The organism is Mesorhizobium sp. M1252, from assembly GCF_040318265.1.
In the GTDB taxonomy this organism is placed as follows: Bacteria; Pseudomonadota; Alphaproteobacteria; order Rhizobiales; family Rhizobiaceae; genus Mesorhizobium.
Window position 1 is genome coordinate 505,455 of sequence record NZ_JAMYLX010000001.1, and the last position, 24,670, is coordinate 530,124.

Here is a 24,670-nt window from a genome sequence, read left to right on the forward strand (position 1 = left end):
GATGGCCCGCGAATACAAAATCGAAGACTACCGCAATTTCGGTATCATGGCGCATATTGACGCCGGCAAGACGACGACCACCGAGCGCGTCCTCTATTACACGGGCAAGTCGCACAAGATCGGCGAAGTCCACGACGGCGCTGCCACCATGGATTGGATGGAGCAGGAGCAGGAGCGCGGCATCACCATCACGTCCGCCGCCACCACGACCTTCTGGAAGGGTCGCAGCGGCAAGATGTACCGCTTCAACATCATCGACACTCCCGGACACGTCGACTTCACCATCGAAGTCGAGCGTTCGCTGCGCGTGCTCGACGGCGCCATTGCGCTGCTCGATGCCAATGCCGGTGTTGAGCCGCAGACGGAAACCGTCTGGCGCCAGGCCGACAAGTATAAAGTTCCGCGGATGATCTTCTGCAACAAGATGGACAAGATCGGCGCCGACTTCTACCGCTCGGTCGAGATGATCGGCTCGCGTCTTGGTGCGCATGCCGTCGTCATGCAGCTGCCGATCGGCGCTGAGACCGAGTTCAAGGGTGTCGTCGATCTCGTCGAGATGAACGCGCTGGTCTGGCGCGACGAGACGCTGGGCGCTGCCTGGGACGTCGTCGAGATCCCGGCCGACCTGCAGGCTCGCGCCGAAGAATACCGCGAGAAGATGATCGAAGCCGCTGTCGAAATGGACGAGACGGCACTCGAGAATTACCTCGAAGGCAAGATGCCGTCGAATGACGAGATCCGCGCGCTGATCCGCAAGGGCACCATCGCGGTCAAGTTCTACCCGATGTTCTGTGGCTCGGCCTTCAAGAACAAGGGCGTGCAGCCGCTGCTCGACGCCGTCGTCGAATACCTGCCGTCGCCGGCCGATGTTCCCGCCATCAAGGGCGTCGACGCCAAGACCGACGCCGAGATCGAGCGTCATGCCGACGACAACGAGCCGCTGTCGATGCTGGCCTTCAAGATCATGAACGACCCGTTCGTCGGCTCGCTGACCTTTGCCCGCATCTATTCGGGCAAGCTGACCAAGGGCATCTCGGTCGACAACACCGTCAAGGGCAAGAAAGAGCGCATCGGCCGCATGCTGCAGATGCATGCGAATTCGCGCGCCGACGTCGAAGAAGCCTTTGCCGGCGACATCGTCGCTCTGGCTGGCCTCAAGGACACGACCACCGGCGACACGCTCAGCGATCCGCTGCACCCGGTCATCCTCGAGCGCATGGAATTCCCCGATCCGGTCATCCAGATCGCTATCGAGCCGAAGACCAAGAACGACCAGGAAAAGATGGGCCTCGCCCTTCACCGCCTGGCCGCCGAGGATCCGTCCTTCCGCGTCAAGACCGACGAGGAAAGCGGCCAGACCATCATTTCGGGCATGGGCGAGCTTCACCTCGACATCATCGTCGACCGCATGCGCCGCGAGTTCAAGGTCGAGGCCAATGTCGGCGCGCCGCAGGTGGCTTACCGCGAGACGATCACCCGCAGGCACGAGCAGGACTACACCCACAAGAAGCAGACCGGCGGTACCGGTCAGTTCGCCCGCGTCAAGATCGTGTTCGAACCGAACCCGGAAAGCTCGGAGTTCGAGTTCGAGACCAAGATTGTCGGCGGTGCGGTTCCCAAGGAATACATCCCGGGTGTCGAAAAGGGCATCAACAGCGTCATGTCGTCGGGTCCGTTCGCGGGCTTCCCGATGATCGGCGTCAAGGCGACGCTTATCGACGGCGCTTACCACGATGTGGACTCCAGCGTTCTGGCCTTCGAAATCGCCGGCCGCGCCTGCTTCCGTGAAGCCGCACCCAAGCTTGGCGTGCAGCTGCTCGAGCCGATCATGAAGGTCGAAGTCGTGACGCCGGAAGACTATGTCGGCAGCGTCATCGGCGACCTGAACGGCCGTCGCGGCCAGATCCAGGGCCAGGAAGCGCGTGGCGTGGCTGTCGTCATCAACGCGATGGTGCCGCTGGCCAACATGTTCAAGTACGTCGACAACCTGCGCTCGATGAGCCAGGGCCGCGCGGCCTACACGATGCAGTTCGATCACTATGAGCCTGTGCCGACCGCGGTCGCCCAGGAAGTCCAGAAGAAATACGCGTAACCTGAACGGGTTGCATCGGTAACTTAATTCAAGGCCCGTACGGGCGAGCAGATTGGAGACATCACATGGCAAAAGGTAAATTCGAGCGTAACAAGCCTCATGTGAACATTGGCACGATTGGCCACGTCGATCATGGCAAGACGTCGCTGACGGCGGCGATCACGAAGTATTTTGGCGAGTACAAGCGCTACGACCAGATCGATGCGGCGCCCGAAGAGAAGGCCCGCGGCATCACGATTTCGACGGCGCACGTCGAATACGAGACGGCTGCGCGCCACTACGCCCATGTCGACTGCCCCGGCCACGCCGACTATGTGAAGAACATGATCACGGGTGCTGCGCAGATGGACGGCGCGATCCTGGTGGTGTCGGCCGCCGACGGCCCGATGCCGCAGACCCGCGAGCACATCCTGCTTGCCCGTCAGGTCGGCGTGCCGTCGATCGTGGTGTTCCTGAACAAGGTCGACCAGGTCGACGATGCCGAGCTGCTCGAACTGGTCGAGCTCGAGGTTCGCGAGCTTCTGTCGAAGAACGAGTTCCCCGGCGACGACATTCCGATCGTCAAGGGTTCGGCGCTGGCTGCTCTGGAAGATTCCAACAAGACCATCGGCGAAGACGCGATCCGCGAGCTGATGGCTGCGGTCGATGCTTACATCCCGACGCCGGTTCGTCCGCTGGACAAGCCGTTCCTCATGCCGATCGAAGACGTGTTCTCGATCTCGGGCCGTGGCACGGTCGTGACCGGCCGCGTCGAGCGCGGCATCGTCAAGGTCGGCGAGGAACTGGAAATCATCGGCATCCGTCCGACGACCAAGACGACCTGCACGGGCGTCGAGATGTTCCGCAAGCTGCTCGATCAGGGCCAGGCCGGCGACAACATCGGCGCGCTGCTGCGCGGCGTTGATCGTGAAGGTGTCGAGCGCGGCCAGGTTCTGGCCAAGCCCGGTACGGTGAAGCCGCACAAGAAGTTCGTGGCCGAAGCCTACATCCTGACCAAGGACGAAGGTGGCCGTCACACGCCGTTCTTCACCAACTACCGTCCGCAGTTCTACTTCCGCACGACCGACGTGACCGGCATCGTGTCGCTGCCGGAAGGCACGGAAATGGTTATGCCCGGCGACAACATCACGGTCGATGTCGAGCTGATCGTGCCGATCGCCATGGAAGAGAAGCTGCGCTTCGCCATCCGTGAAGGCGGCCGTACCGTCGGTGCCGGCATCGTCGTCACCATCAAAGAGTAATTTGGACTTAAACCGATCTGTCGCGGGCGCAGGATTTGCCCGCGCCGCGCCAGAACAAGGAAGTGACGCATGAACGGACAGAATATCCGCATCCGCCTGAAGGCGTTTGACCACCGCGTGCTCGACGCCTCGACGAAAGAAATCGTGTCGACGGCCAAGCGCACCGGAGCAAACGTCCGCGGCCCCATTCCGCTGCCGACGCGGATCGAAAAGTTCACGGTCAACCGGTCGCCTCACGTCGACAAGAAGAGCCGCGAGCAGTTCGAGATGCGCACGCACAAGCGTCTGCTCGACATCGTCGATCCGACCCCGCAGACGGTCGATGCTTTGATGAAGCTCGATCTGGCCGCCGGTGTCGACGTCGAGATCAAGCTCTAAGGGAATGAGAGCGCGGTAAGGGGCGGTGCCCCTGGCCCGGAACTCTAAAGGAATTGAACCGATGCGTTCAGGTGTGATTGCAAAGAAGGTGGGAATGACCCGCATCTATAATGATGCCGGGGAACATGTTCCCGTCACCGTTCTCCAGATGGAGAACTGCCAGGTCGTGGCTCAGCGCACGCAGGAGAAGAACGGCTATACGGCCGTCCAGCTCGGCGTTGGCCTTGCCAAGGTGAAGAACACGTCGAAGGCGATGCGCGGCCATTTCGCGACCGCTTCCGTCGAGCCGAAGGCGAAGGTCGCCGAGTTCCGCGTCTCCGCCGACAACATGATCGATGTCGGCGCCGAGATCACCGTCGAGCACTTCGTCGCCGGCCAGAAGGTCGATGTGACGGGCACGACGATCGGCAAGGGTTTCCAGGGCGTCATCAAGCGCCACCACATGGGTGGTGGCCGCGCGACGCACGGTAACTCGGTTTCGCACCGTACGCACGGTTCGACCGGCCAGCGTCAGGATCCGGGCAAAGTGTTCAAGGGCAAGCATATGGCTGGCCACATGGGCGACACCCGCGTCACCACACAGAATGTCGAGATCGTTTCGACCGACGCCGATCGCGGCCTGATCCTGATCCGCGGTGCGGTTCCCGGATCGAAGGGCGCCTGGATCCTGGTCCGCGATGCGGCCAAGGTGGCACTGCCGGCCAATGCGCCGAAGCCTGCCGCGATCCGCCCGGTTGCTGCAGCTAGCGCTGCCACGAACGAGGCTCCGGCCGCAGAGGGAGCAGAATAATGGATCTCAAGATCACAACGCTTGGCGGCAAGGACGCCGGCAAGGTGAAACTCTCCGAGGAGATTTTCGGCCTTGATCCGCGCGAGGACATCCTGCAGCGCGTCGTGCGCTGGCAGCTGGCCAAGCGCCAGCAGGGCACGCACAAGGCCAAGGGCCGCGCCGAAATCGCGCGCACCGGCGCCAAGATGTACAAGCAGAAGGGTACGGGCCGCGCCCGTCACCATTCGGCACGCGCTCCGCAGTTCCGCGGCGGCGGCAAGGCCCACGGCCCGGTCGTTCGCAGCCACGAGCACGATCTGCCGAAGAAGGTGCGCGCTCTGGGCTTGCGGCATGCTCTCTCGGCCAAGGCCAAGAGCGCGTCGATCATCATCATCGACGAGCTGAAGCTGACCGAGGCCAAGACGAAGGCGCTGATCGCGAATTTCGCGACGCTGGGCCTGACCAACGCCTTGGTGATCGGCGGTGCCGAGCTTGACCAGAACTTCAAGCTGGCGGCGACCAACATCCCGAACATCGACGTGCTGCCCATCCAGGGCATCAACGTCTACGACATTCTGCGCCGCGGCACGCTGGTCCTTTCGAAGGCCGCCGTCGAGGCTCTCGAGGAGCGCTTTAAATGACCGACCTCCGTCATTACGACGTGATCGTCTCGCCGGCGATCACCGAAAAGTCGACCATGGCTTCCGAGAACAACCAGGTTGTTTTCAACGTCGCCAAGAAGGCGTCGAAGCCGGAAATCAAGGCTGCTGTCGAAGCGCTGTTTGGCGTCAAGGTTACGGCCGTGAACACGCTTGTCCGCAAGGGCAAGATCAAGCGCTTCCGCGGCACGATCGGCCGCCAGAGCGACGTCAAGAAGGCGATCGTGACGCTGGCCGACGGCCAGTCGATCGACGTCGCGACGGGTCTCTGAGCTAGGCCGCGAGGACAGGACAATGGCACTTAAAAAATTCAACCCGGTAACGCCGAGCACCCGCCAGCTGGTCATCGTCGACCGCTCGGGCCTCTACAAGGGCAAGCCCGTCAAGGGCCTGACCGAAGGCCTGACGAAGTCGGGCGGCCGCAACAATCACGGCCGCATCACGGCCCGCTTCATCGGCGGCGGTCACAAGCGTTCGTACCGCATCATCGACTTCAAGCGCCGCAAGTTCGACGTCGTCGGCACGGTCGAGCGCATTGAATACGATCCGAACCGCACCGCCTTCATCGCGCTGATCAAGTATGACGATGGCGAGCTGTCCTACATCATCGCTCCGCAGCGCCTTGCCGCCGGCGACAAGATCGTGGCCGGTGAATCGGTCGACGTGAAGCCGGGCAATGCGATGCCGCTGGCCTCGATGCCGGTCGGCACGATCGTCCATAACATCGAGCTGAAGCCGGGCAAGGGCGCCCAGGTTGCCCGCTCGGCAGGTGGCTACGGCCAGCTGGTCGGTCGCGATCAGGGCATGGCGATCCTGCGCCTCAACTCGGGCGAGCAGCGTGTCGTTCACGGCTCCTGCATGGCCACCGTCGGCGCCGTGTCGAACCCCGACCACGGCAACATCAACGACGGCAAGGCCGGCCGCACGGTCTGGCGCGGCAAGCGTCCGCACAATCGCGGCGTGACCATGAACCCGGTCGACCATCCGCATGGCGGTGGTGAAGGCCGCACCTCCGGTGGCCGTCATCCGGTCAGCCCGTGGGGCAAGCCGACCAAGGGCAAGAAGACGCGGTCCAACAAGGCGACCGACAAGTTCATCCTGCGCTCGCGCCATCAGCGCAAGAGCTAAGAAGAGGTAACGCCAAGTGACTCGTTCTATTTGGAAAGGCCCCTTCATCGACGGCTACCTTCTCAAGAAGGTGGACAAGGTTCGTGAAGGTGGTCGCAATGAGGTGATCAAGATGTGGAGCCGTCGCTCCACCATCCTGCCGCAGTTCGTCGGCTTCACCTTCGGTGTCTACAACGGCCAGAAGCATGTTCCCGTCTCGGTGAACGAGGACATGGTCGGTCACAAGTTCGGTGAATTCGCTCCGACCCGGACCTATTACGGTCACGGCGCGGATAAGAAGGCGAAGAGGAAATAATCATGGGCAAGGCCAAAGCTCCGCGCAGGCTTGCTGACAACGAAGCGCGCGCCGTTCTGCGCACGATCCGTATCAGCCCGCAGAAGCTGAACCTGGTTGCCGCGCTGATCCGCGGCAAGAAGGTCGCGACAGCGCTTTCCGATCTCGAATTCTCGGCCAAGCGGATTTCCGGCACGGTCAAGAAGACGCTGGAATCGGCGATCGCCAACGCGGAAAACAACCACGACCTCGACGTCGATGCACTGATCGTGGCGGAAGCCTATGTCGGCAAGTCGATCGTCATGAAGCGGTTCCATGCTCGTGGCCGCGGTCGCGCCAGCCGTATAGAAAAGCCGTTCTCGCACCTCACGATCGTCGTTCGTGAAGTCGAAGAAAAAGGGGAGGCCGCATAATGGGTCAGAAAGTCAATCCGATCGGTCTGCGCCTCGGCATCAACCGCACCTGGGATTCGCGCTGGTTCGCGAACACCGGCGAGTACGGCAAGCTGCTGCATGAGGACATCAAGATCCGCAAATATCTTGAAAAGGAACTCAAGCAGGCTGCGATTTCCAAGGTCGTGATCGAGCGCCCGCACAAGAAGTGCCGCGTCACCATCCATGCGGCGCGCCCGGGCCTGATCATCGGCAAGAAGGGCGCCGACATCGAAAAGCTTCGCAAGAAGCTGATGGAGATGACGAAGTCCGAGACGCACTTGAACATCGTTGAAGTGCGCAAGCCGGAAATCGACGCAACCCTGGTCGCCCAGTCGATCGCCCAGCAGCTCGAGCGTCGTATCGCGTTCCGCCGCGCCATGAAGCGCGCCGTTCAGTCGGCGATGCGCCTGGGCGCCGAAGGCATCCGCATCAACTGCGCCGGCCGTCTCGGCGGCGCCGAGATTGCACGCATGGAATGGTACCGCGAAGGCCGCGTGCCGCTGCATACGCTGCGCGCCGATGTCGACTATGGCACGGCCGAAGCGCATACGGCTTACGGCATCTGCGGCGTCAAGGTCTGGGTGTTCAAGGGCGAAATCCTCGAGCACGATCCGATGGCTTCGGAGCGTCGCGCGACCGAGGGTGATGCTGCGCATGGCGGTGGTGGTGATCGCGAACGCGGTCGTCGTCGCGAAAACGCCTGATTATTTGGGAATTTGGAGTTAGAACGATGCTGCAGCCAAAGCGCACAAAGTTCCGCAAGCAGTTCAAGGGCCGTATCCATGGTACCGCAAAGGGCGGCACCAACCTGGATTTCGGTGGTTTCGGGCTGAAGGCGCTTGAGCCGAACCGCGTCACCGCGCGTGAGATTGAGGCGGCCCGCCGCGCGATCACTCGTGAGATGAAGCGTGCCGGCCGCGTGTGGATCCGTATTTTCCCTGATGTGCCGGTGACGTCGAAGCCGACCGAAGTGCGCATGGGCAAGGGCAAGGGCGCTGTCGATTACTGGGCGGCGCGCGTCAAGCCGGGCCGCATCATGTTCGAGATCGACGGCGTCAACGAAGAAACCGCCCGTGAGGCGCTGCGTCTCGGCGCGGCCAAGCTCTCGGTCAGGACGCGCTTCGTACAGCGCATCGCAGAATAAGGACGGGCTGATCATGAAAGCCGAAGACATCCGGACGAAGACCCAGGACCAGCTGACCGACGATCTGGCCAGCCTGAAGAAGGAGCAGTTCAACCTGCGCTTCCAGAAGGCCACCGGCCAGCTCGAGAAGACCGCGCGCGTGCGGCAGGTTCGCAAGGACATTGCGCGTATCAAGACCATCGCTGCGGAAAAGTCCGCGGCCAAGAAGGCTTAAGGACGAAAATCATGCCAAAGCGCATTCTGCAGGGCACTGTCGTCAGCGACAAGAACGAGAAGACGGTAGTCGTCAAGGTCGAACGGCGCTTCACGCATCCCGTGATGAAGAAGACCGTGCGCATGACCAAGAAGTACAAGGCGCACGACGAGAACAACGCCCACAAGGTCGGCGATCAGGTGTTCATCCAGGAATCGAAGCCGATTTCCAAGGACAAGCGCTGGATCGTCGTGTCTTCGGACCAGGCGTAACAAACCGAATTTTGGACAGACCGGGAGGGGCTTTGAGCCCGTCCCGTTAGAAGAGAAGAAGGCGGCCAGTCATGATTCAGATGCAAACAAACCTCGACGTCGCGGATAATTCCGGCGCCCGTCGTGTCATGTGCATCAAGGTGCTGGGCGGCTCGAAGCGGAAATACGCTTCCGTAGGCGACATCATCGTGGTGTCGATCAAGGAAGCCATTCCGCGCGGCCGCGTTAAGAAGGGCGATGTGATGAAGGCGGTCGTGGTTCGCACGGCCAAGGACATCCGCCGCCCGGACGGCAGCGTGATCCGTTTCGACAAGAACGCGGCCGTTCTCGTCGACAACAAGAAAGAGCCGATCGGCACGCGTATCTTCGGACCGGTTCCGCGCGAACTCCGCGCCAAGAACCACATGAAGATCATCTCGCTCGCGCCTGAAGTGCTGTAAGGAGCCGGACCAATGCAAAAGATTAGAAAAGGCGACAAGGTCGTCGTGCTGGCCGGCAAGGACAAGGGCCGTTCGGGCGAAGTCCTCTCGGTTCAGCCGAAGGAAGACACCGCGCTGGTGCGCGGCGTCAACATGATCCGTCGTCACCAGAAGCAGTCCCAGTCCCAAGAGGGCGGGATCATCACCAAGGAAGCGCCGATCCAGCTGTCGAACATCGCGCTCGCCGACCCCAAGGATGGCAAGCCGACCCGCGTCGGCTTCATCTTCCAGAAGGACGGCAAGAAGGTGCGCGTCGCCAAGCGCTCGGGAGAAGTCATCAATGGCTAAGGCTCAAACCACGAAGCCCAAGGCTGAAAGCAAACAGTCCAAGGCCCAGAACACGCCGCGCCTCAAGCAGGTCTACAACGAGACCATCCGCAAGGCGCTGCAGGAGCAGTTCGGCTACGAGAACGAGATGCAGGTTCCGCGCATCGACAAGATCGTGCTGAACATGGGCGTCGGCGAAGCGACCGCGGATTCGAAGAAGCCTTCGATCGCGGCCGAAGACCTGGCGATGATCGCCGGCCAGAAGGCCGTCGTCACCCGCGCCCGTAATTCGATCGCCGGCTTCAAGGTCCGCGAGAAGATGCCGATCGGCGCCAAGGTCACGCTGCGCAAGGAACGCATGTACGAGTTCCTCGACCGTCTCGTGAACATCGCACTGCCGCGCGTCCGCGACTTTCGCGGACTGAATCCGAAGAGCTTCGATGGCCGTGGCAACTACGCCATGGGCATCAAGGAACACATCGTGTTCCCGGAGATCAACTACGACAAGGTTGATCAGATCTGGGGCATGGACGTCATCGTTTGTACGACTGCGAAGACGGACGACGAAGCCAGGGCATTGCTCAAGGCCTTCAACTTCCCCTTCCGCCAGTAACGGCAGCGAGAAAAGGAAAAATCTGAAATGGCAAAGACCAGCTCAGTCGAGAAGAACAACAGGCGCCGCAAGCTTGCCGACCAGTACGGTCCCAAGCGCGCAGCGCTCAAGGCGATCATCATGGACCAGTCCAAGCCGATGGAAGAGCGTTTCCGCGCTCAGCTGAAGCTTGCTGCCCTGCCGCGCAACTCGGCCAAGATCCGCATCCGCAACCGCTGCGAAGTTACCGGCCGTCCGCGCGCCTATTATCGCAAGCTCAAAGTATCGCGCATCGCGCTTCGTGATCTCGGCAATAACGGCCAGATCCCGGGCCTGGTCAAGTCGAGCTGGTAAGGAGGACATAACATGTCATTGAGCGATCCTCTCGGCGATATGCTGACCCGCATCCGCAACGCGTATGGCCGTAAGAAGTCGAGCGTTTCGACGCCGGCGTCGCGCCTGCGTACCCGCGTCCTCGACGTGCTGAAGGCTGAAGGCTATATCCGCGACTACAGCCAGACCGACTTCGACAACGGCAAGTCCGAAATCGAAATCGAGCTGAAGTATTTCGACGGTGCTCCGGTCGTGCGCGAAATCGCCCGCGTCTCGAAGCCTGGCCGCCGCGTTTACGTTTCGGCCAAGTCGATCCCGCACGTCGCCAACGGCCTCGGCATCGCCATCCTTTCGACGCCGAAGGGCGTGATGGCCGATCACGAAGCACGCGAACAGAATGTCGGCGGCGAAATCCTCTGCCAGATTTTCTAATTCGGCAGACCTGAAACAAGAGAAGTGACGAGGACAACCAAATGTCTCGTATTGGAAAGAAACCCGTTTCGCTGCCGCAGGGCGTGACCGCGACCGTCAACGGCCAGACCGTGACGGCGAAGGGCCCCAAGGGCGAGCTGAAGTTCGTGGTGAACGACGAAGTGCTGGTCAAGATGGAAGGCAGCGAAATCGCTGTCCAGCCGCGCGACCAGACCAAGACCGCCCGCTCCAAGTGGGGCATGTCGCGCACGCAGATCGTCAACATCCTGCAGGGCGTCAAGGACGGTTTCGAGAAGAAGCTCGAGATCACCGGCGTCGGCTATCGCGCGGCACTCCAGGGCAAGAACCTGCAGCTGGCACTTGGCTTCAGCCATGATGTCGTCTACCAGACGCCGGCCGGCATCACGATCACTGTGCCGAAGCCGACGGAAATCACCGTGACCGGCATCGACAAGCAGCAGGTCGGCCAGGTTGCCGCCGAGATTCGCGAGTATCGCGGTCCCGAGCCCTACAAGGGCAAGGGTGTCCGCTATGCCGGCGAGAAGATCGTCCGCAAGGAAGGCAAGAAGAAGTAGTAGGCCTGGCCCCGAAAAGTTGCAGACTTTTCGGAAAAGGCCAAGCCAAAGAACTGCAACGCCGCGGGGAGCGGTCGCGGGAGGCGCTTTCGCCTACCGCACATGGCGGCCCCCCGTTTTTTGAAGGCAAGGAAGACTATCATGGCTACCAAGGAATCCATCCAGCGCCGCGCGCAGCGCGTTCGCCGTCAGATCAAGAAGGTCGCCGGCGAGCGCCCGCGTCTCTCGGTTCACCGCACGTCGAAGAACATCTACGTGCAGGTCATCGACGACGCCAAGGGCCATACCATCGCGGCTGCATCGACACTCGAGAAGGACCTCAAGGGTTCGCTCAAGACCGGCGCCGACACCGAGGCAGCAGCCGCTGTTGGCAAGCTGATCGCCGAGCGTGCTTCGAAGGCCGGCGTCAAGGAAGTCGTCTTCGACCGCGGCGCCTATATCTATCACGGCCGCGTCAAGGCGCTGGCCGAGGCTGCCCGTGAAGGCGGTCTGAGCTTCTAATTGCCTGATCCCGAACCGAAGGTCAGCGCAGCAAAAAGTTGCAGACTTTTCGGACAAGATCATGCAAGGAAAAATAATTCGCCCCCGGTGACCCAAAGAGGCGCACCGGATCTTATCAGCAACCGTGCTTCCGGAAAAAAACAAGGAACAGGATATGGCACAGGAACGTAGGGATGGCGGCCGCGGCCGCGATCGTGAAGAACGCGATGACGGCATGGTGGACAAGCTCGTCCACATCAACCGTGTCGCCAAGGTCGTCAAGGGCGGCCGTCGCTTCGGTTTTGCAGCACTCGTCGTCGTCGGCGACCAGAAGGGCCGCGTCGGCTTCGGTCACGGCAAGGCGCGCGAAGTGCCGGAAGCGATCCGCAAGGCAACCGAGTCGGCCAAGCGCGACATGATTTTCGTGCCGCTGCGCTCGGGCCGCACGCTGCACCACGACGTCGAAGGACGCTGGGGTGCCGGACGCGTGCTGCTGCGCGCTGCCAAGCAGGGTACCGGCATCATCGCCGGCGGCCCGATGCGCGCTGTCTTCGAGACGCTCGGCATGCATGACGTGGTCGCCAAGTCGATGGGTTCGTCGAACCCCTACAACATGGTTCGCGCCACGTTCGACGCGCTGAAGAGCCAGATGCATCCCAAGGATGTGGCTGCTGCGCGCGGCATCAAATATTCGACCCTTCAGGCCCGCCGCGGCACCGCCGTTGCGGCTGAAGAATAGTCGATCTGACCAGGGATTTTGACCATGGCCAAGAAAGCAACCAAGACCATCACCGTTGAGCAGATCGGTTCGCCGATCCGCCGCCCGAAGGAACAGCGCGCAACGCTGGTCGGCCTCGGCCTCAACAAGATGCACAAGCAGCGCACGCTGGAGGACACTCCCTCGGTGCGCGGCATGATCGCTGCCGTCCAGCATCTCGTCCGCGTCGTGGACGAGGGCTGAGCAAAAGCGCAGGAGAACCCAGATGAAACTCAACGATCTGCGTGACAAGGACGGCGCGACGCACTCCAAGAAGCGTCTCGGCCGTGGCATCGGCTCCGGCTCGGGCAAGACCGGCGGTCGCGGCGTCAAGGGCCAGAAGGCGCGCTCCGGCGTTGCCATCAACGGCTTCGAGGGCGGCCAGATGCCGCTCTATCGGCGCCTGCCGAAGCGTGGCTTCAATAACATCTTCGCCAAGAGCTTTGTCGTCGTTTCGCTGGCTCGTATCCAGACCGCGCTCGATGCCAAGAAGCTTGACGCCAAGGCGACCGTGACGGCCGAGGCACTCGTTGCCGCCGGCGTCATCCGCCGCGTCAAGGACGGCGTGCGCATCCTCTCGGACGGCGAGCTCAAGGCAAAGCTTGTCTTCGACGTCGCCGGCGCCTCCAAGGCCGCGATCGAGAAGATCGAAAAGGCCGGCGGTTCGGTCAAGCTGCCGGAAGCGGCAGCGGAGTAACGGCAATTTGAAGTGCGGCCGGCAGGAACGGTATCCGTTTTTGTTCACGATTGCGCTTTGATCCGATCAATTAGGCGGCCGCGTCAACGCGGCCGCTTGCATGTTTAGAGCCCGGAGCTTATCTCGTGAGCTTCGGTGCCACGCGCCGCCTGAGCTGCGGGCATCGAGCGTGACATACAAATCAAAGAAGTAGCGCATGACGTTGTCCGAAAACCGCTTCACACTTTTCGGCATCATGCTCTAGCGGAGAATCAGGCATGGCTTCGGCTGCTGAACAACTAGCCTCGAATCTGAATTTTGCGGCTTTCGCCAAGGCGGAGGACCTGAAGAAGCGAATCTGGTTCACCGTCGGCGCGCTGCTCGTCTATCGCCTCGGCACCTATATCCCGCTGCCCGGCATCAATCCGGATGCATTCGCGCAGGCCTTCTCTTCGCAGGCCAAGGGCGTGCTCGGCATGTTCAACATGTTCGCCGGCGGCGCCGTGCAGCGCATGGCGATCTTCGCGCTCGGCATCATGCCTTACATCTCAGCCTCCATCATCATGCAGCTGATGACCTCGGTCATTCCGTCGCTGGAGGCGCTGAAAAAGGAAGGCGAGCAGGGCCGCAAGGTCATCAACCAGTACACGCGCTACGGCACGGTACTCCTGGCGCTGGTGCAGGCCTACGGCATTTCGGTGGGCCTGGAAGGCGGCAACGGCATCGTCAACGATCCCGGCATGTTCTTCCGCATCTCGACCGTCGTCACGCTGGTTGGCGGCACCATGTTCCTGATGTGGCTGGGCGAGCAGATCACCGCCCGCGGCATCGGCAACGGCATTTCGCTGATCATCTTCTCCGGCATCGTCGCCGGCCTGCCGCGCGCCATCTCCGGCACGCTGGAGCTCGGCCGCACCGGCGCTCTATCGACCGGGCTGATACTCGCGATCATCGTGCTGGCCATAATCGTCATCGCGCTGATCGTGTTCTTCGAGCGCGCGCAGCGCCGCCTGCTGATCCAGTATCCGAAGCGCCAGGTCGGCAACCGCATGTTCCAGGGCGATACCTCGCATCTGCCGCTGAAGCTCAACACGTCGGGCGTCATTCCGCCGATCTTCGCGTCGTCGCTGCTTTTGCTGCCGGCAACGGTCGCTGGCTTCTCGCAGACGACAAACCTGCCGGCCTGGGCAAGCACCGTGCTCGCTTCGCTCGGCCACGGCCAGCCGCTCTACATGCTGTTCTATGCGGCAATGATCGTGTTCTTCGCCTTCTTCTACACGGCCATCGTGTTCAATCCGAAGGACACCGCCGACCAGCTCAAGAAGCATTCCGGCTTCATTCCGGGCTACCGTCCGGGTGAGCGCACCGCCGATTACATCGACTATGTCCTGACGCGCATCACCGTCGTCGGCGCCATCTATCTGGTGCTGGTGTGCCTGCTGCCCGAGTTCCTGATTTCGGCAACTGGCGTACCATTCTACCTCGGTGGCACATCGCTTCTGATCGTGGTCAGTGTAACCCTCGATACGGTGGCGCAGATCCAGGGTCACCTGATCGCGCACCAGTATGAGGGCCTGATCAAGAAGTCGAAGCTGCGCGGGGGGAAGAAGGCCAGATGAGATTGATATTGCTTGGGCCGCCAGGAGCGGGCAAGGGGACGCAAGCACAAAGACTGGTAGAAAAATACGGCATACCGCAGCTGTCGACGGGCGACATGCTGCGGGCCGCCGTACAGGCCGGCACTGAAGTCGGCAAGCGCGCCAAGGCGGTGATGGATGCCGGCGAGCTGGTTTCCGACGCCATTGTCAACGCGATCGTGGCCGAGCGCATCGACCAACCCGATTGCACCAGCGGTTTCATCCTCGACGGATATCCGCGCACGCTGGTGCAGGCTGATGCGGTTGAATCGATGCTCGCCGAGCGCGGCATTGGCCTCGATGCCGTGATCGAGTTCGTCGTCGACGACAAAGCGTTGGTCGGCCGCATCGTCAAGCGCGCCGACGACGCCAAGGCCGCCGGACAGCCGGTGCGCAAGGACGACAATCCGGTGGTGTTCGAAGAGCGCCTGCGGGAATATTACAAGAAGACGGCGCCGCTGATCGGCTATTATTACGCCAAACGCTCGCTTAGGAGTGTCGACGGCATGGCTCCTGTCGACACCGTGACGGCGGAGATTGAAGCGCTGCTCGCGGCGGTGACGCGGGAGACCGGTACGGTAAAGTAAAGATTGCGCTTGACTGGAACGGTTCGCTGGGTTATGGCGGCCCGTCTTCCTATCAGGCATGAGGCTTGCTTGTCCGCAAGGGCAAGGCAGCCGCATTGAAACTAGGGAACTCCCGCAAGGGCCGGCCTCCACCGGACGCGGGGTAATTTGAACAGCGCCGCGCGTGCCTTATTTTGAAGGCCGGCCGGTCCCACATGGAGAAGAGAAGAATATGGCTCGTATAGCCGGCGTCAACATTCCGACCAACAAGCGCGTCGTCATTGCGCTTCAGTACATTCACGGCATTGGCAAGAAGTTCGCCCAGGAGATCGTCGACAAGGTCGGCATCCCGGCCGAGCGCCGCGTCAACCAACTGACCGACGCGGAAGTGCTGCAGATCCGCGAGACCATCGACCGCGACTACCAGGTCGAAGGCGACCTGCGCCGCGAAGTGTCGATGAACATCAAGCGTCTCATGGACCTCGGCTGCTACCGCGGCCTGCGTCACCGCCGTTCGCTGCCGGTTCGCGGCCAGCGCACGCACACCAATGCACGCACCCGCAAGGGCCCGGCCAAGTCGATCGCCGGCAAGAAGAAGTAAGTGAGCGATAGCGAGTAGCCATTAGCGAGTAGGGGTCCCTATTCGCTAGTCCCTGCTCACTACTCGCTTTCAAAGGTGGAGCCGCTGGCATTACGGCGGTGTAGAGATCAACTGAAAGGACTATCATGGCCAAGGAAGCCGCTCGTGTTCGCCGTCGTGAACGCAAGAACATCTCGTCGGGCGTTGCCCACGTCAATTCGACCTTCAACAACACGATGATCACCATCACCGACGCGCAGGGCAATTCCATTGCCTGGTCGTCGGCCGGTGCCCAGGGCTTCAAGGGTTCGCGCAAGTCGACCCCGTTCGCCGCCCAGATGGCTGCCGAAGACGTCGCCAAGAAGGCCCAGGAACACGGCATGCGCATGCTCGAAGTCGAGGTCTGCGGACCCGGCTCCGGTCGTGAATCGGCGCTTCGCGCCCTGCAGGCGGCCGGCTTCACCATCACTTCGATCCGTGATGTGACGCCGATCCCGCACAATGGCTGCCGCCCGCGCAAGAAGCGCCGCGTCTAAGACATTACCGAACGCCGCGTGAGCGCCTCAAGGCGCTCCTCCACGGCACTCCAGGTCGCCCGCCACGATTGGATGGTGGCGGGTCAACGGAAGGAAAGCATCATGATCCAGAAAAATTGGCAGGAACTGATCAAGCCGAACAAGATCGAGTTCTCGTCGAAGAAGAAGACGCTGACCACGCTGGTCGCCGAGCCGCTCGAGCGTGGCTTCGGCCTGACGCTCGGCAACGCGCTGCGCCGCGTGCTTTTGTCTTCGCTGCGCGGTGCGGCTGTCACCGCCGTGCAGATCGACGGCGTTCTGCATGAATTCTCGTCGATTGCCGGCGTGCGTGAGGACGTGACCGACATCGTCCTCAACATCAAGGAAATCGCCATCCGCATGGAAGGCGATGGTCCCAAGCGCATGGTCGTTCGCAAGCAGGGCCCGGGTGCGGTTCTGGCTGGCGACATCCAGACGGTTGGCGACGTCGAGATCCTCAACCCCGACCACGTCATCTGCACGCTGGACGAGGGCGCTGAAATCCGTATGGAATTCACAGTCGACACCGGCAAGGGTTACGTGCCGGCAGACCGCAACCGCGCCGAAGACGCGCCGATCGGCCTGATCCCGGTCGACAGCCTGTATTCGCCGGTCAAGAAGGTCTCCTACAAGGTCGAGAACACCCGCGAGGGCCAGGTTCTCGACTATGACAAGCTGACCATGACCATCGAGACCGACGGTTCGATCTCGGGCGAGGACGCGGTGGCATTCGCTGCCCGCATCCTGCAGGACCAGCTTGGCCTGTTCGTCAATTTCGACGAGCCGCAGAAGGAAGTCGCCACCGAGGCCGTCACCGAGCTCGCCTTCAACCCGGCGCTGCTCAAGAAGGTGGACGAGCTCGAGCTTTCGGTGCGTTCGGCCAACTGCCTGAAGAACGACAACATCGTCTACATCGGCGATCTCATCCAGAAGACCGAAGCCGAGATGCTGCGCACCCCGAACTTCGGCCGCAAGTCGCTGAACGAGATCAAAGAAGTGCTCGCGGCGATGGGCCTGCACCTCGGCATGGAAGTGCCGGACTGGCCGCCGGAAAACATCGAAGACCTCGCCAAGCGTTACGAAGACCAATATTGAGCATGAAGTCCAAGGATCGGCGGCGTGGGCCGCTCGATCCGACGGTCATGCGGAAAACCATCAGAGGCCGTGGCCTCTTGAGCAACTGAAGGAAAAGAGCCATGCGCCACGGTTTTAAAGGCCGCCGCTTCGCCCGAAGCATTAGCCATCGCAAGTCGATGTTCGCCAACCTCGCCGTGTCGCTGCTCGAGCATGAGCAGATCGTCACCACCCTGCCGAAGGCGAAGGATTTGCGTCCGATCGTCGAGAAGCTGGTGACGCTCGGCAAGCGCGGCGACTTGCATGCGCGCCGCCAGGTCATTGCCCAGATCGGCAATGAAGGCGTCGTCAAGCGTCTGTTCGACACGATCGCGCCGCGCTACGCCACCCGCAATGGCGGCTATCTGCGCATCATGAAGGCGGGCTTCCGCCACGGCGACAATGCCGCCATGGCGGTCATCGAGTTCGTCGACCGTGACACCTCGGCCAAGGGCGCCGGCGACCGCGCCCGCATCGAGGCCGAAGGCACCGACGAGGAAGCCGCTGCCGCATAAGGCTCGGTTTTCGCAAATGACTTTCAAGGGGCCTTCGGGCCCCTTTTTTGCATTGTCGCGAGGGCATGCTTCGCCGGGCTTTTTTGCCTGCCGGCCAAGTGCTTTTGCACGACAATCGCCGCATTTCAGTGCATTAGCCTTTCATTCTGCACAATCGTCGGGACAATGCCCCCGAACTTGCCTTGGAGGATTCGCGAATGCGCGCCAACCGACTGTCTCTTGTTCTGCTCTTCGCCATGATGGCGTTCGCAGCCGCGCCGACAGTCAGGCAGGCTCTGGCCGAGGACGCCGCCAAGCCAGCCGACCCGGGGCTCTCCGATGTGCTGACCGACCTCCTGCATGGCGTCGAAGGCGAGAACGGCACCTCCGGTCCCGACAAGCGCGTGCCGTTCGGCCGCGAAGAGGTGCAGCTGTCGTTTGCCCCCCTGGTCAAGCAGACGGCGCCGGCCGTGGTCAATGTCTATGCTTCGCAGACGGCCAAGGTCACGTCGCCCTTTGACGGCGATCCTTTCTTCGAGGAATTCTTCGGCCGCGCGCAGCCGCGCGCACAATCCTCGCTCGGCTCGGGCGTGCTGGTTGACCCGAGCGGCGTCGTCGTCACCAATTTCCACGTGATCAAGGATGCCGACGAGGTCAAGGTCGCGACCGCCGACGGGCGCGAATTCACCTCGAAGGTCATGCTCAAGGACGAGACGCTTGACCTCGCCGTGCTCAAGATCACCTCCGACAAGCCGTTCCCGGTGATTGCCATCGGCGATTCCGACGCGCTCGAGGTCGGCGACCTGGTGCTGGCCATCGGCAATCCGTTCGGCGTCGGCCAGACCACCACCAGCGGCATCGTGTCGGCGCTTGCCCGCAGCCATATCGGCGTTTCGGATTCGGGCTACTTCATCCAGACCGACGCCGCCATCAATCCCGGCAATTCCGGCGGCGCGCTGATCAACATGGGCGGCCAGCTGGTCGGCATCAACACCGCCATCTACAGCCGCAGCGGCGGCTCGATCGGCATCGGCTTTGCCATCCCCGCCAACATGGTGCGCGCCTTCGCCGACGCGGCCAAGGCCGGGCTCGATTTCTTCGAGCGGCCCTATATAGGCGCCGAATTCGAAGCGGTCACACCGCAGATCGCCGAATCGCTCGGCATGGAGAAGCCGACCGGCGCGCTGGTGTCGTCGGTTGAGGAAGCCGGACCGGCGGCCAAGGCAGGGCTGAAGCCCGGCGATGTCGTGCTGCAGCTCAATGGCACGACGGTCGAAGGCATCGAGGCGCTGGATTACCGCATGGCGACCCTGTCGATCGGCACCAAGGCGACCTTCGCCATCCTGAGCAAGGGCCAGCAGGCGACGATGGAGATTGCACTGGAGCGCGCGCCGGAAGGCGCCAAGGCGTCGGAAGTGACCCTGCATGGCCGCAGCCCGTTCTCCGGCGCCAAGGTCGCGGAACTGTCGCCCAGGCTCGCCCAGCGGCTCGGCCTGCGCACCGACCTCAAGGGGGTCACCGTGGTCGACATCAACCGCGATTCGCCGGCCGCCGATTTCGGCTTCCAGCCGGGCGACATCGTGCGCGAGGTGAACGGCACGACGGTCGATACGGCGGCGACACTGGCGCAGCTTGCCCAGCAGGATACACGCTGGTGGCGCTTTACCGTCGAGCGCGGCGGGCAGATACTGCGCCAGGTGTTGCGTTACTGAGGCGATCTTCCCATTTCTGAGGATCGTGCTCCAACCAGAAGACCTAGATGGCCGATCTGTTCAGCGTCGATGAACCGGAAAGAGCGCCGCCCGGCCGGCCTTTGGCCGATCGGCTGCGCCCGAAAAACCTTGGCGAGGTCGTCGGCCAGGAGCATCTGACCGGCCCCGACGGCGCACTGACGCGGCTCATCAACTCCGGTTCGCTCGGCTCGATGATTTTCTGGGGGCCACCCGGCACCGGCAAGACCACCGTGGCGCGGCTGCTGGCCGGCGAGACCAGCCTTGCCTTCGAGCAGATCTCAGCGGTGTTTTCCGGCGTTGCCGATTTGAAGAAAGTGTTCGAGGCGGCAAAGCTGCGTCGCACCAATGGCCGCCAGACGCTGCTGTTCGTCGACGAGATCCATCGCTTCAACCGCGCCCAGCAGGATTCGTTTCTCCCGGTCATGGAGGACGGCACCGTCGTGCTGGTTGGCGCCACGACCGAAAATCCGTCCTTCGAGCTGAACGCCGCGCTTTTGTCGCGCGCGCGGGTACTGGTGTTTCACCCGCTGGGCGAGGAGAGCATCGCCAAGCTGATGACGCGCGCGGAGGAGACAGAGGGCAGGGCGCTGCCGCTCGACGAAGAGGCGCGGGCGATGCTCATCCGCATGAGCGATGGTGACGGCCGGGCCTCGCTGACGCTGGCCGAGGAAGTCTGGCGCGCCGCCAAACCCGGCGAGGTTTTCGATCCCGAAGGGCTGCAGCGCATCGTCCAGCGCCGCGCGCCGATCTATGACAAGGGCCAGGACGGTCACTACAATCTGATCTCGGCGCTGCACAAATCGGTGCGCGGGTCCGACCCGGACGCGGCGCTTTATTATCTTGCCCGCATGTTCGACGCCGGCGAGGATCCGCTCTATCTCGGCCGCCGGCTGGTGCGCATGGCGATGGAGGATATCGGGCTGGCCGACCCGCAGGCGCTGGTTATCGCCAACGCCGCCAAGGACGCCTACGACTATCTCGGCTCGCCCGAAGGCGAACTGGCCTTCGCCGAGGCCACCGTCTATCTCGCCACCGCGCCCAAATCCAACGCCGTCTATACTGCCTTCAAGGCAGCCACGCGGGCGGCGAAGGAGTTCGGTTCGCTGCTGCCGCCCAAGCACATCCTCAACGCGCCGACCAAGCTGATGAAAGAGGAGGATTACGGCGCCGGCTACCGCTACGATCACGACCAGCCCGATGCCTTTTCCGGCCAGGACTATTTCCCCGAAAAGATGGGCCGGCAGACCTTTTACGATCCGCCCGAACGCGGCTTCGAGCGCGATATCAAGAAACGGCTGGACTATTGGGCAAAGCTGCGCAGCGAGCGGGAAAAATAGGTGCGCGGGACAAACGGGACGAACTCGGCCTGCCCGCGATGAACTGAAATTCTGTCCCCGCCAGTCACAGCAGTGTGATTGTACCGCATGACAAAAAGCCCTATCACGTCGCATGACTCGGCCGGGAGGCTGCCAGGACGGGCGATAATTCGGAACGGGGACAGCGCGCCGCGCGAACAGAAAATGACAAAATCCCTTCGCAAAATGCTTCGCCAGGCTGTGATTGCTGTCCCGCTGCTCGCGCTCGGATTCTATTTCATTCCGATCCTGACCACGATCTGGATCGTCTGCGGCCTGATCGATGTGCTGCGCAACGCCAACAAGGATCTGTCGCTGTTGCGCGGCTATTTCCTCGGCAATGGCATCTTCACCTGGCTGCTGTCGCCCTTCAATCTGCTGGTGGACCTCGTTTGCTACAGGAACCCGGGCGTGTGGAAGCTGGAGCAGTTTCCCGCCGATTATCAGCGCGAGGTCAACGAGGTTCTTGACGTCTTCAAGGCGCGAAAGGACGAGATCATCGCCGATATCGACGCCAATTTCGGCACCGGTCGTCGCGGCATGTATGTCTATCAGTGGTACGGCAAGCACCGGATCGACAATGTCGCGGAATTCAACAAGGATTTCAAATACATCAAGACCATTGCCGTGTCTGTCTTCAGAGGCAAGGAATCGACTTCCTGGCATTTCGGACCGCTGCGGCTCAGCCTGCGCATCCTCTACAATCTCTTGCCGGTGAAGGCAGAGGTTTTCGTCGAGTGCAACGGCGCCAGGAATTACTGGCACGACAACCCGCTCTATATTTTCGACGACACGCTGCTGCACCGCTCGGTCAACGAGTATGACGGACGCCGCTACTGCGTGTTCATGGACATCATCCGGCCGTCGCCGTTCCCCGGCTTCATCGCCGGACTTCTGGCCATCGTTTCGGTCACCGTCGAGCGCATCAATTCCATGTTCTACAAGAACTGGAAGATGATCGGCTCGAGCAAGGCAAAGAAGGTCGAGACGACCTGAGGCGTTGGCCTGAAGGGATTGACCGCACTGCCTTGGCCGGGCAGTAAACGGGCATGTTCAATCTGCTTCTTGTTGTGGTCGGCGGCGGCATCGGCGCCGGCATCCGCCACCTGACCAACATCGGCGCCTTGCGCCTCGTCGGCCCCAACTACCCCTGGGGGACGATGGCGATCAACATCGTCGGCTCCTTTGCCATGGGGCTGTTCGTCGCCGCGCTGATGCGGCGCGGCGGTTCCAATGAGCTCCGGCTGTTCGTCGCCACGGGCATCCTTGGCGGCTTCACCACCTTCTCCGCCTTTTCGCTCGATTTCGCGACCCTGTGGGAGCGCGGAGCGACGCTGACGGCGTTGGGATATGCGCTTGCCAGCGTCGTTGGCGCCATTATCGCCCTGTTTCTGGGACTTTGGCTCGCAAGAACCGTTTCATAGTGTTATTGCCCGGCCTAGAGCACGGCGCATCCTCCTGGACGCGCTGCAGAAACTTTGATCTTGCGCATGATCCTTTCCGAAAGCCGGAGTAGATTTTCGGGGTCACGCGTTAGAAACGGATAAAGCGAAAATCATGGCAGGCGTAGAACAGATCACGGTGGAGGCCGGCGAGGCGGGCATGCGGCTCGATCGCTGGTTCAAGACCCATTTCCCCGGCCTCGGCTTTGGCCATCTGCAGAAGTTGCTGCGCTCGGGCCAGATCCGCGTCGATGGCGGCCGGGTCAAGGCCGACAGCCGTGTCGAGCCCGGCCAGGTGGTGCGTGTGCCGCCGCTCGAGGTCGACAAGAAGGGCGAGAGTGCGCTTACGGGTTACTCGATCCGCAACCAGGGCGACGCCGATGTGCTGGCCAAGATGCTGATCCACGAAGATCCAAAAGTCTTCGTCTTCAACAAGCCGGCGGGCCTGGCGGTGCAAGGCGGCTCGGGCGTCACCCGGAATGTCGACGACATGCTGGAGGCCTGGCGCAGCCAGAAGGGCGAGAAGCCGCGCCTGGTGCACCGGCTCGACCGCGACACGTCGGGCGTGCTGGTGGTTGCCCGCACCAGGCTTGCGGCGATGAAGCTTTCCGAGTCATTCCGGGCGCGCGAGACCAAGAAGACCTATTGGGCGCTGGTCAAGGGCGTCCCGCCCAAGCGTGAGGACAAGATCTCGACCTGGCTGATCAAGGAGCCGACCGAGGACCGCGTGCGCGTGGCAGCCCATGGCGAAAAGGGCGCCGACCACGCCGTGTCCTACTATCGCATCATCGAGCAGGCGGCTCAGACGATGACCTGGCTGGAAATGGAGCCGTACACTGGCCGCACCCACCAGCTGCGCGTTCATGCCGCCTATATCGGCTGCCCGATCCTCGGCGACCCCAAATATTTCGAGGCCGACACCAACTGGGACTTTCCGGGCGGCATTCAGAACCGCCTGCATCTGCATGCGCGCCGCATCGTCATTCCGCACCCGGACAAGGGCGTCATCGACGTCACCGCGCCGATGCCGCCGCATATGCGCCAGAGCTGGAACCTGATCGGCTTCGACGACGCCAGCGCGGAGGACTGACATTGGCCGTTGCCTCGGTATTGGATCGCCGCGATGCGGTCGATCTGGCGGCTGCTTCCATCATGGTCGGGTTGACCTTTTCCTGGGGGCTGAACTACGTCGCCGCCAAGATCTCCTATGCCGGCTTCGATCCGGTTTTCGTCTCGATCGCACGTTCGATCATTGGCGGGCTCTGTGTGCTCGGCTGGTGCTGGCTGCGCGGCATCAGGCTGTTTAAGGCCGACGGGTCGCTTGTCGCCGGCATCATCGTCGGCGTGCTGTTCGGCGTCGAGTTCCTGTGCCTCTATATCGGGCTGGAATACACGACCGTTGCCCGCAACACACTGCTGGTCAACACCATGCCGTTCTGGGTCCTGATCGGCGGCCATTTCCTGCTCGGTGAGCGTATCAACGCGCGCAAGCTTGGCGGGCTCGTTCTCGCCTTCTGCGGCCTGGTGGCGGTGTTTTCAGACGGGATTGCCGGCGGCACCGACGTGACCTTGATGGGCGATCTGCTCAGCCTCGGCTCCGGCATCCTGTGGGCGGCGACCAGTATCGTCATCAAGCGTTCGAAACTGGTCGAGACCAGTGCCGAGAAATTGCTGCTTTATCAGCTGGCCGGTGCGGCCATTGTCGGTGTCCTGGTTCTGCCTTTCGCCGGCCCGCCGATCCGCGCGGTCAGTGCCTTGCCGACATTGGCGCTGCTGTTCCAGTCGCTCTATATAGTTGCCTTCACCTATGTGCTGTGGTTCTGGCTGCTCAGGCGCTATCCGGCATCGGGCCTGTCGAGCTTCGCCTTCCTGTCGCCGGTGTTCGGCGTCCTCTGCGGCGCTATCATTCTTGGCGAGGCGCCAACGACCAGGATCTTTGTGGCGCTTGGGCTGATCGCAGTCGGCCTGATCATCGTCAACCGGCCGGCGCGCAAGCAGGTACCTGGATAGAAAGTTCGACC

35 protein-coding genes are annotated in these 24,670 nt (G+C 62.2%); all 35 read left to right on the plus strand.

The window, feature by feature from the left end:
- Nucleotide 1 precedes the first annotated feature (1 nt).
- The 35 genes from fusA (at nucleotide 2) to NKH22_RS02670 (ending at nucleotide 24,659) form a co-directional block, all read left to right on the plus strand.
- The gene (gene fusA, locus NKH22_RS02500) at nucleotides 2-2,092 is read left to right on the plus strand and encodes an elongation factor G (protein WP_023667430.1); all 2,091 of its coding nucleotides are present in this window, start codon (nucleotides 2-4) and stop codon (nucleotides 2,090-2,092) included.
- Between the two features lie 65 nt (nucleotides 2,093-2,157).
- Nucleotides 2,158-3,333 (plus strand): elongation factor Tu, encoded by a 1,176-nt coding sequence (gene tuf, locus NKH22_RS02505; RefSeq protein ID WP_023723394.1) that lies wholly within the window; start codon nucleotides 2,158-2,160, stop codon nucleotides 3,331-3,333.
- A gap of 69 nt (nucleotides 3,334-3,402) precedes the next feature.
- Nucleotides 3,403-3,711, plus strand: a complete 309-nt coding sequence (gene rpsJ, locus NKH22_RS02510) for a 30S ribosomal protein S10 (protein ID WP_010909272.1) — start codon at nucleotides 3,403-3,405, stop codon at nucleotides 3,709-3,711.
- Nucleotides 3,712-3,772: 61 nt separating this feature from the next.
- Nucleotides 3,773-4,501, plus strand: a complete 729-nt coding sequence (gene rplC / locus NKH22_RS02515; protein ID WP_023691244.1) for a 50S ribosomal protein L3 — start codon at nucleotides 3,773-3,775, stop codon at nucleotides 4,499-4,501.
- Nucleotides 4,501-5,121 (plus strand): 50S ribosomal protein L4, encoded by a 621-nt coding sequence (gene rplD, locus NKH22_RS02520; RefSeq protein WP_023672750.1) that lies wholly within the window; start codon nucleotides 4,501-4,503, stop codon nucleotides 5,119-5,121. Before rplC ends, rplD begins: the two co-directional genes overlap by 1 nt.
- On the plus strand, nucleotides 5,118-5,411 hold the full coding sequence (locus NKH22_RS02525; RefSeq protein WP_023672751.1) for a 50S ribosomal protein L23: 294 nt from the start codon (nucleotides 5,118-5,120) through the stop codon (nucleotides 5,409-5,411). The genes rplD and NKH22_RS02525 overlap by 4 nt, the downstream gene beginning before the upstream one ends.
- Before the next feature lie 22 nt (nucleotides 5,412-5,433).
- Nucleotides 5,434-6,267, plus strand: coding sequence for a 50S ribosomal protein L2 (rplB, locus tag NKH22_RS02530; protein ID WP_023706515.1), 834 nt, complete (start codon nucleotides 5,434-5,436; stop codon nucleotides 6,265-6,267).
- A 16-nt stretch (nucleotides 6,268-6,283) separates the two neighbouring features.
- Nucleotides 6,284-6,562, plus strand: coding sequence for a 30S ribosomal protein S19 (gene rpsS / locus NKH22_RS02535; protein WP_006205463.1), 279 nt, complete (start codon nucleotides 6,284-6,286; stop codon nucleotides 6,560-6,562).
- A 2-nt stretch (nucleotides 6,563-6,564) separates the two neighbouring features.
- Nucleotides 6,565-6,954 carry a 50S ribosomal protein L22 gene (gene rplV / locus NKH22_RS02540; RefSeq protein ID WP_006205462.1) on the plus strand — a complete coding sequence of 130 codons (390 nt, stop codon included), beginning with the start codon at nucleotides 6,565-6,567 and terminating at the stop codon, nucleotides 6,952-6,954.
- Nucleotides 6,954-7,679, plus strand: a complete 726-nt coding sequence (gene rpsC, locus NKH22_RS02545) for a 30S ribosomal protein S3 (RefSeq protein WP_023672753.1) — start codon at nucleotides 6,954-6,956, stop codon at nucleotides 7,677-7,679. Before rplV ends, rpsC begins: the two co-directional genes overlap by 1 nt.
- Nucleotides 7,680-7,705: 26 nt before the next feature.
- Complete coding sequence (gene rplP, locus NKH22_RS02550; protein ID WP_006205460.1) at nucleotides 7,706-8,119, plus strand: 50S ribosomal protein L16; 414 nt, start codon at nucleotides 7,706-7,708, stop codon at nucleotides 8,117-8,119.
- A gap of 13 nt (nucleotides 8,120-8,132) precedes the next feature.
- Nucleotides 8,133-8,333 (plus strand): 50S ribosomal protein L29, encoded by a 201-nt coding sequence (gene rpmC, locus NKH22_RS02555; protein ID WP_006205459.1) that lies wholly within the window; start codon nucleotides 8,133-8,135, stop codon nucleotides 8,331-8,333.
- Nucleotides 8,334-8,344: 11 nt separating this feature from the next.
- Nucleotides 8,345-8,584: a 30S ribosomal protein S17 gene (gene rpsQ / locus NKH22_RS02560; protein ID WP_010909280.1), complete on the plus strand. Its 240-nt coding sequence runs from the start codon at nucleotides 8,345-8,347 to the stop codon at nucleotides 8,582-8,584.
- Between the two features lie 71 nt (nucleotides 8,585-8,655).
- Nucleotides 8,656-9,024: a 50S ribosomal protein L14 gene (rplN, locus tag NKH22_RS02565; RefSeq protein ID WP_006205457.1), complete on the plus strand. Its 369-nt coding sequence runs from the start codon at nucleotides 8,656-8,658 to the stop codon at nucleotides 9,022-9,024.
- A gap of 12 nt (nucleotides 9,025-9,036) precedes the next feature.
- Nucleotides 9,037-9,351 (plus strand): 50S ribosomal protein L24, encoded by a 315-nt coding sequence (gene rplX / locus NKH22_RS02570; protein WP_013531428.1) that lies wholly within the window; start codon nucleotides 9,037-9,039, stop codon nucleotides 9,349-9,351.
- Nucleotides 9,344-9,943: a 50S ribosomal protein L5 gene (gene rplE / locus NKH22_RS02575; RefSeq protein WP_023672755.1), complete on the plus strand. Its 600-nt coding sequence runs from the start codon at nucleotides 9,344-9,346 to the stop codon at nucleotides 9,941-9,943. Before rplX ends, rplE begins: the two co-directional genes overlap by 8 nt.
- A gap of 27 nt (nucleotides 9,944-9,970) precedes the next feature.
- A complete protein-coding gene (rpsN, locus tag NKH22_RS02580) occupies nucleotides 9,971-10,276 on the plus strand; it encodes a 30S ribosomal protein S14 (protein ID WP_010909282.1) in 306 nt (101 codons plus the stop codon).
- A 12-nt stretch (nucleotides 10,277-10,288) separates the two neighbouring features.
- Entirely contained in the window at nucleotides 10,289-10,687 is a 399-nt protein-coding gene (gene rpsH / locus NKH22_RS02585) for a 30S ribosomal protein S8 (protein WP_006205453.1), read from the plus strand.
- Nucleotides 10,688-10,728: 41 nt separating this feature from the next.
- On the plus strand, nucleotides 10,729-11,262 hold the full coding sequence (gene rplF, locus NKH22_RS02590; RefSeq protein ID WP_023691246.1) for a 50S ribosomal protein L6: 534 nt from the start codon (nucleotides 10,729-10,731) through the stop codon (nucleotides 11,260-11,262).
- Nucleotides 11,263-11,403: 141 nt separating this feature from the next.
- Nucleotides 11,404-11,763, plus strand: a complete 360-nt coding sequence (rplR, locus tag NKH22_RS02595; RefSeq protein ID WP_023682602.1) for a 50S ribosomal protein L18 — start codon at nucleotides 11,404-11,406, stop codon at nucleotides 11,761-11,763.
- Between the two features lie 154 nt (nucleotides 11,764-11,917).
- Nucleotides 11,918-12,481, plus strand: coding sequence for a 30S ribosomal protein S5 (gene rpsE, locus NKH22_RS02600; RefSeq protein ID WP_006333394.1), 564 nt, complete (start codon nucleotides 11,918-11,920; stop codon nucleotides 12,479-12,481).
- 24 nt (nucleotides 12,482-12,505) lie between these two features.
- Complete coding sequence (gene rpmD / locus NKH22_RS02605) at nucleotides 12,506-12,703, plus strand: 50S ribosomal protein L30 (RefSeq protein ID WP_006205449.1); 198 nt, start codon at nucleotides 12,506-12,508, stop codon at nucleotides 12,701-12,703.
- A gap of 22 nt (nucleotides 12,704-12,725) precedes the next feature.
- Nucleotides 12,726-13,196: a 50S ribosomal protein L15 gene (gene rplO / locus NKH22_RS02610; protein ID WP_023682601.1), complete on the plus strand. Its 471-nt coding sequence runs from the start codon at nucleotides 12,726-12,728 to the stop codon at nucleotides 13,194-13,196.
- Between the two features lie 257 nt (nucleotides 13,197-13,453).
- Nucleotides 13,454-14,794 (plus strand): preprotein translocase subunit SecY, encoded by a 1,341-nt coding sequence (gene secY / locus NKH22_RS02615; protein ID WP_023672761.1) that lies wholly within the window; start codon nucleotides 13,454-13,456, stop codon nucleotides 14,792-14,794.
- Nucleotides 14,791-15,399, plus strand: a complete 609-nt coding sequence (locus NKH22_RS02620; protein ID WP_023691247.1) for an adenylate kinase — start codon at nucleotides 14,791-14,793, stop codon at nucleotides 15,397-15,399. The genes secY and NKH22_RS02620 overlap by 4 nt, the downstream gene beginning before the upstream one ends.
- A gap of 211 nt (nucleotides 15,400-15,610) precedes the next feature.
- Nucleotides 15,611-15,979 carry a 30S ribosomal protein S13 gene (gene rpsM / locus NKH22_RS02625; RefSeq protein WP_006205445.1) on the plus strand — a complete coding sequence of 123 codons (369 nt, stop codon included), beginning with the start codon at nucleotides 15,611-15,613 and terminating at the stop codon, nucleotides 15,977-15,979.
- Nucleotides 15,980-16,104: 125 nt separating this feature from the next.
- Nucleotides 16,105-16,494: a 30S ribosomal protein S11 gene (gene rpsK, locus NKH22_RS02630; RefSeq protein WP_006205444.1), complete on the plus strand. Its 390-nt coding sequence runs from the start codon at nucleotides 16,105-16,107 to the stop codon at nucleotides 16,492-16,494.
- Between the two features lie 102 nt (nucleotides 16,495-16,596).
- A complete protein-coding gene (locus NKH22_RS02635) occupies nucleotides 16,597-17,607 on the plus strand; it encodes a DNA-directed RNA polymerase subunit alpha (protein WP_023682599.1) in 1,011 nt (336 codons plus the stop codon).
- 101 nt (nucleotides 17,608-17,708) lie between these two features.
- A complete protein-coding gene (rplQ, locus tag NKH22_RS02640) occupies nucleotides 17,709-18,140 on the plus strand; it encodes a 50S ribosomal protein L17 (protein WP_023682598.1) in 432 nt (143 codons plus the stop codon).
- Between the two features lie 197 nt (nucleotides 18,141-18,337).
- Nucleotides 18,338-19,831 carry a DegQ family serine endoprotease gene (locus tag NKH22_RS02645; protein ID WP_023688416.1) on the plus strand — a complete coding sequence of 498 codons (1,494 nt, stop codon included), beginning with the start codon at nucleotides 18,338-18,340 and terminating at the stop codon, nucleotides 19,829-19,831.
- A gap of 47 nt (nucleotides 19,832-19,878) precedes the next feature.
- Nucleotides 19,879-21,189 carry a replication-associated recombination protein A gene (locus NKH22_RS02650; RefSeq protein ID WP_352805103.1) on the plus strand — a complete coding sequence of 437 codons (1,311 nt, stop codon included), beginning with the start codon at nucleotides 19,879-19,881 and terminating at the stop codon, nucleotides 21,187-21,189.
- 183 nt (nucleotides 21,190-21,372) lie between these two features.
- A complete protein-coding gene (locus NKH22_RS02655; RefSeq protein ID WP_023701775.1) occupies nucleotides 21,373-22,203 on the plus strand; it encodes an aspartyl/asparaginyl beta-hydroxylase domain-containing protein in 831 nt (276 codons plus the stop codon).
- Between the two features lie 53 nt (nucleotides 22,204-22,256).
- Entirely contained in the window at nucleotides 22,257-22,631 is a 375-nt protein-coding gene (crcB, locus tag NKH22_RS02660; protein ID WP_352908894.1) for a fluoride efflux transporter CrcB, read from the plus strand.
- Between the two features lie 133 nt (nucleotides 22,632-22,764).
- Nucleotides 22,765-23,739 carry an RluA family pseudouridine synthase gene (locus NKH22_RS02665; RefSeq protein WP_352908896.1) on the plus strand — a complete coding sequence of 325 codons (975 nt, stop codon included), beginning with the start codon at nucleotides 22,765-22,767 and terminating at the stop codon, nucleotides 23,737-23,739.
- A gap of 62 nt (nucleotides 23,740-23,801) precedes the next feature.
- Entirely contained in the window at nucleotides 23,802-24,659 is an 858-nt protein-coding gene (locus NKH22_RS02670; protein ID WP_081727411.1) for a DMT family transporter, read from the plus strand.
- The last annotated feature ends 11 nt before the right edge of the window (nucleotides 24,660-24,670 follow it).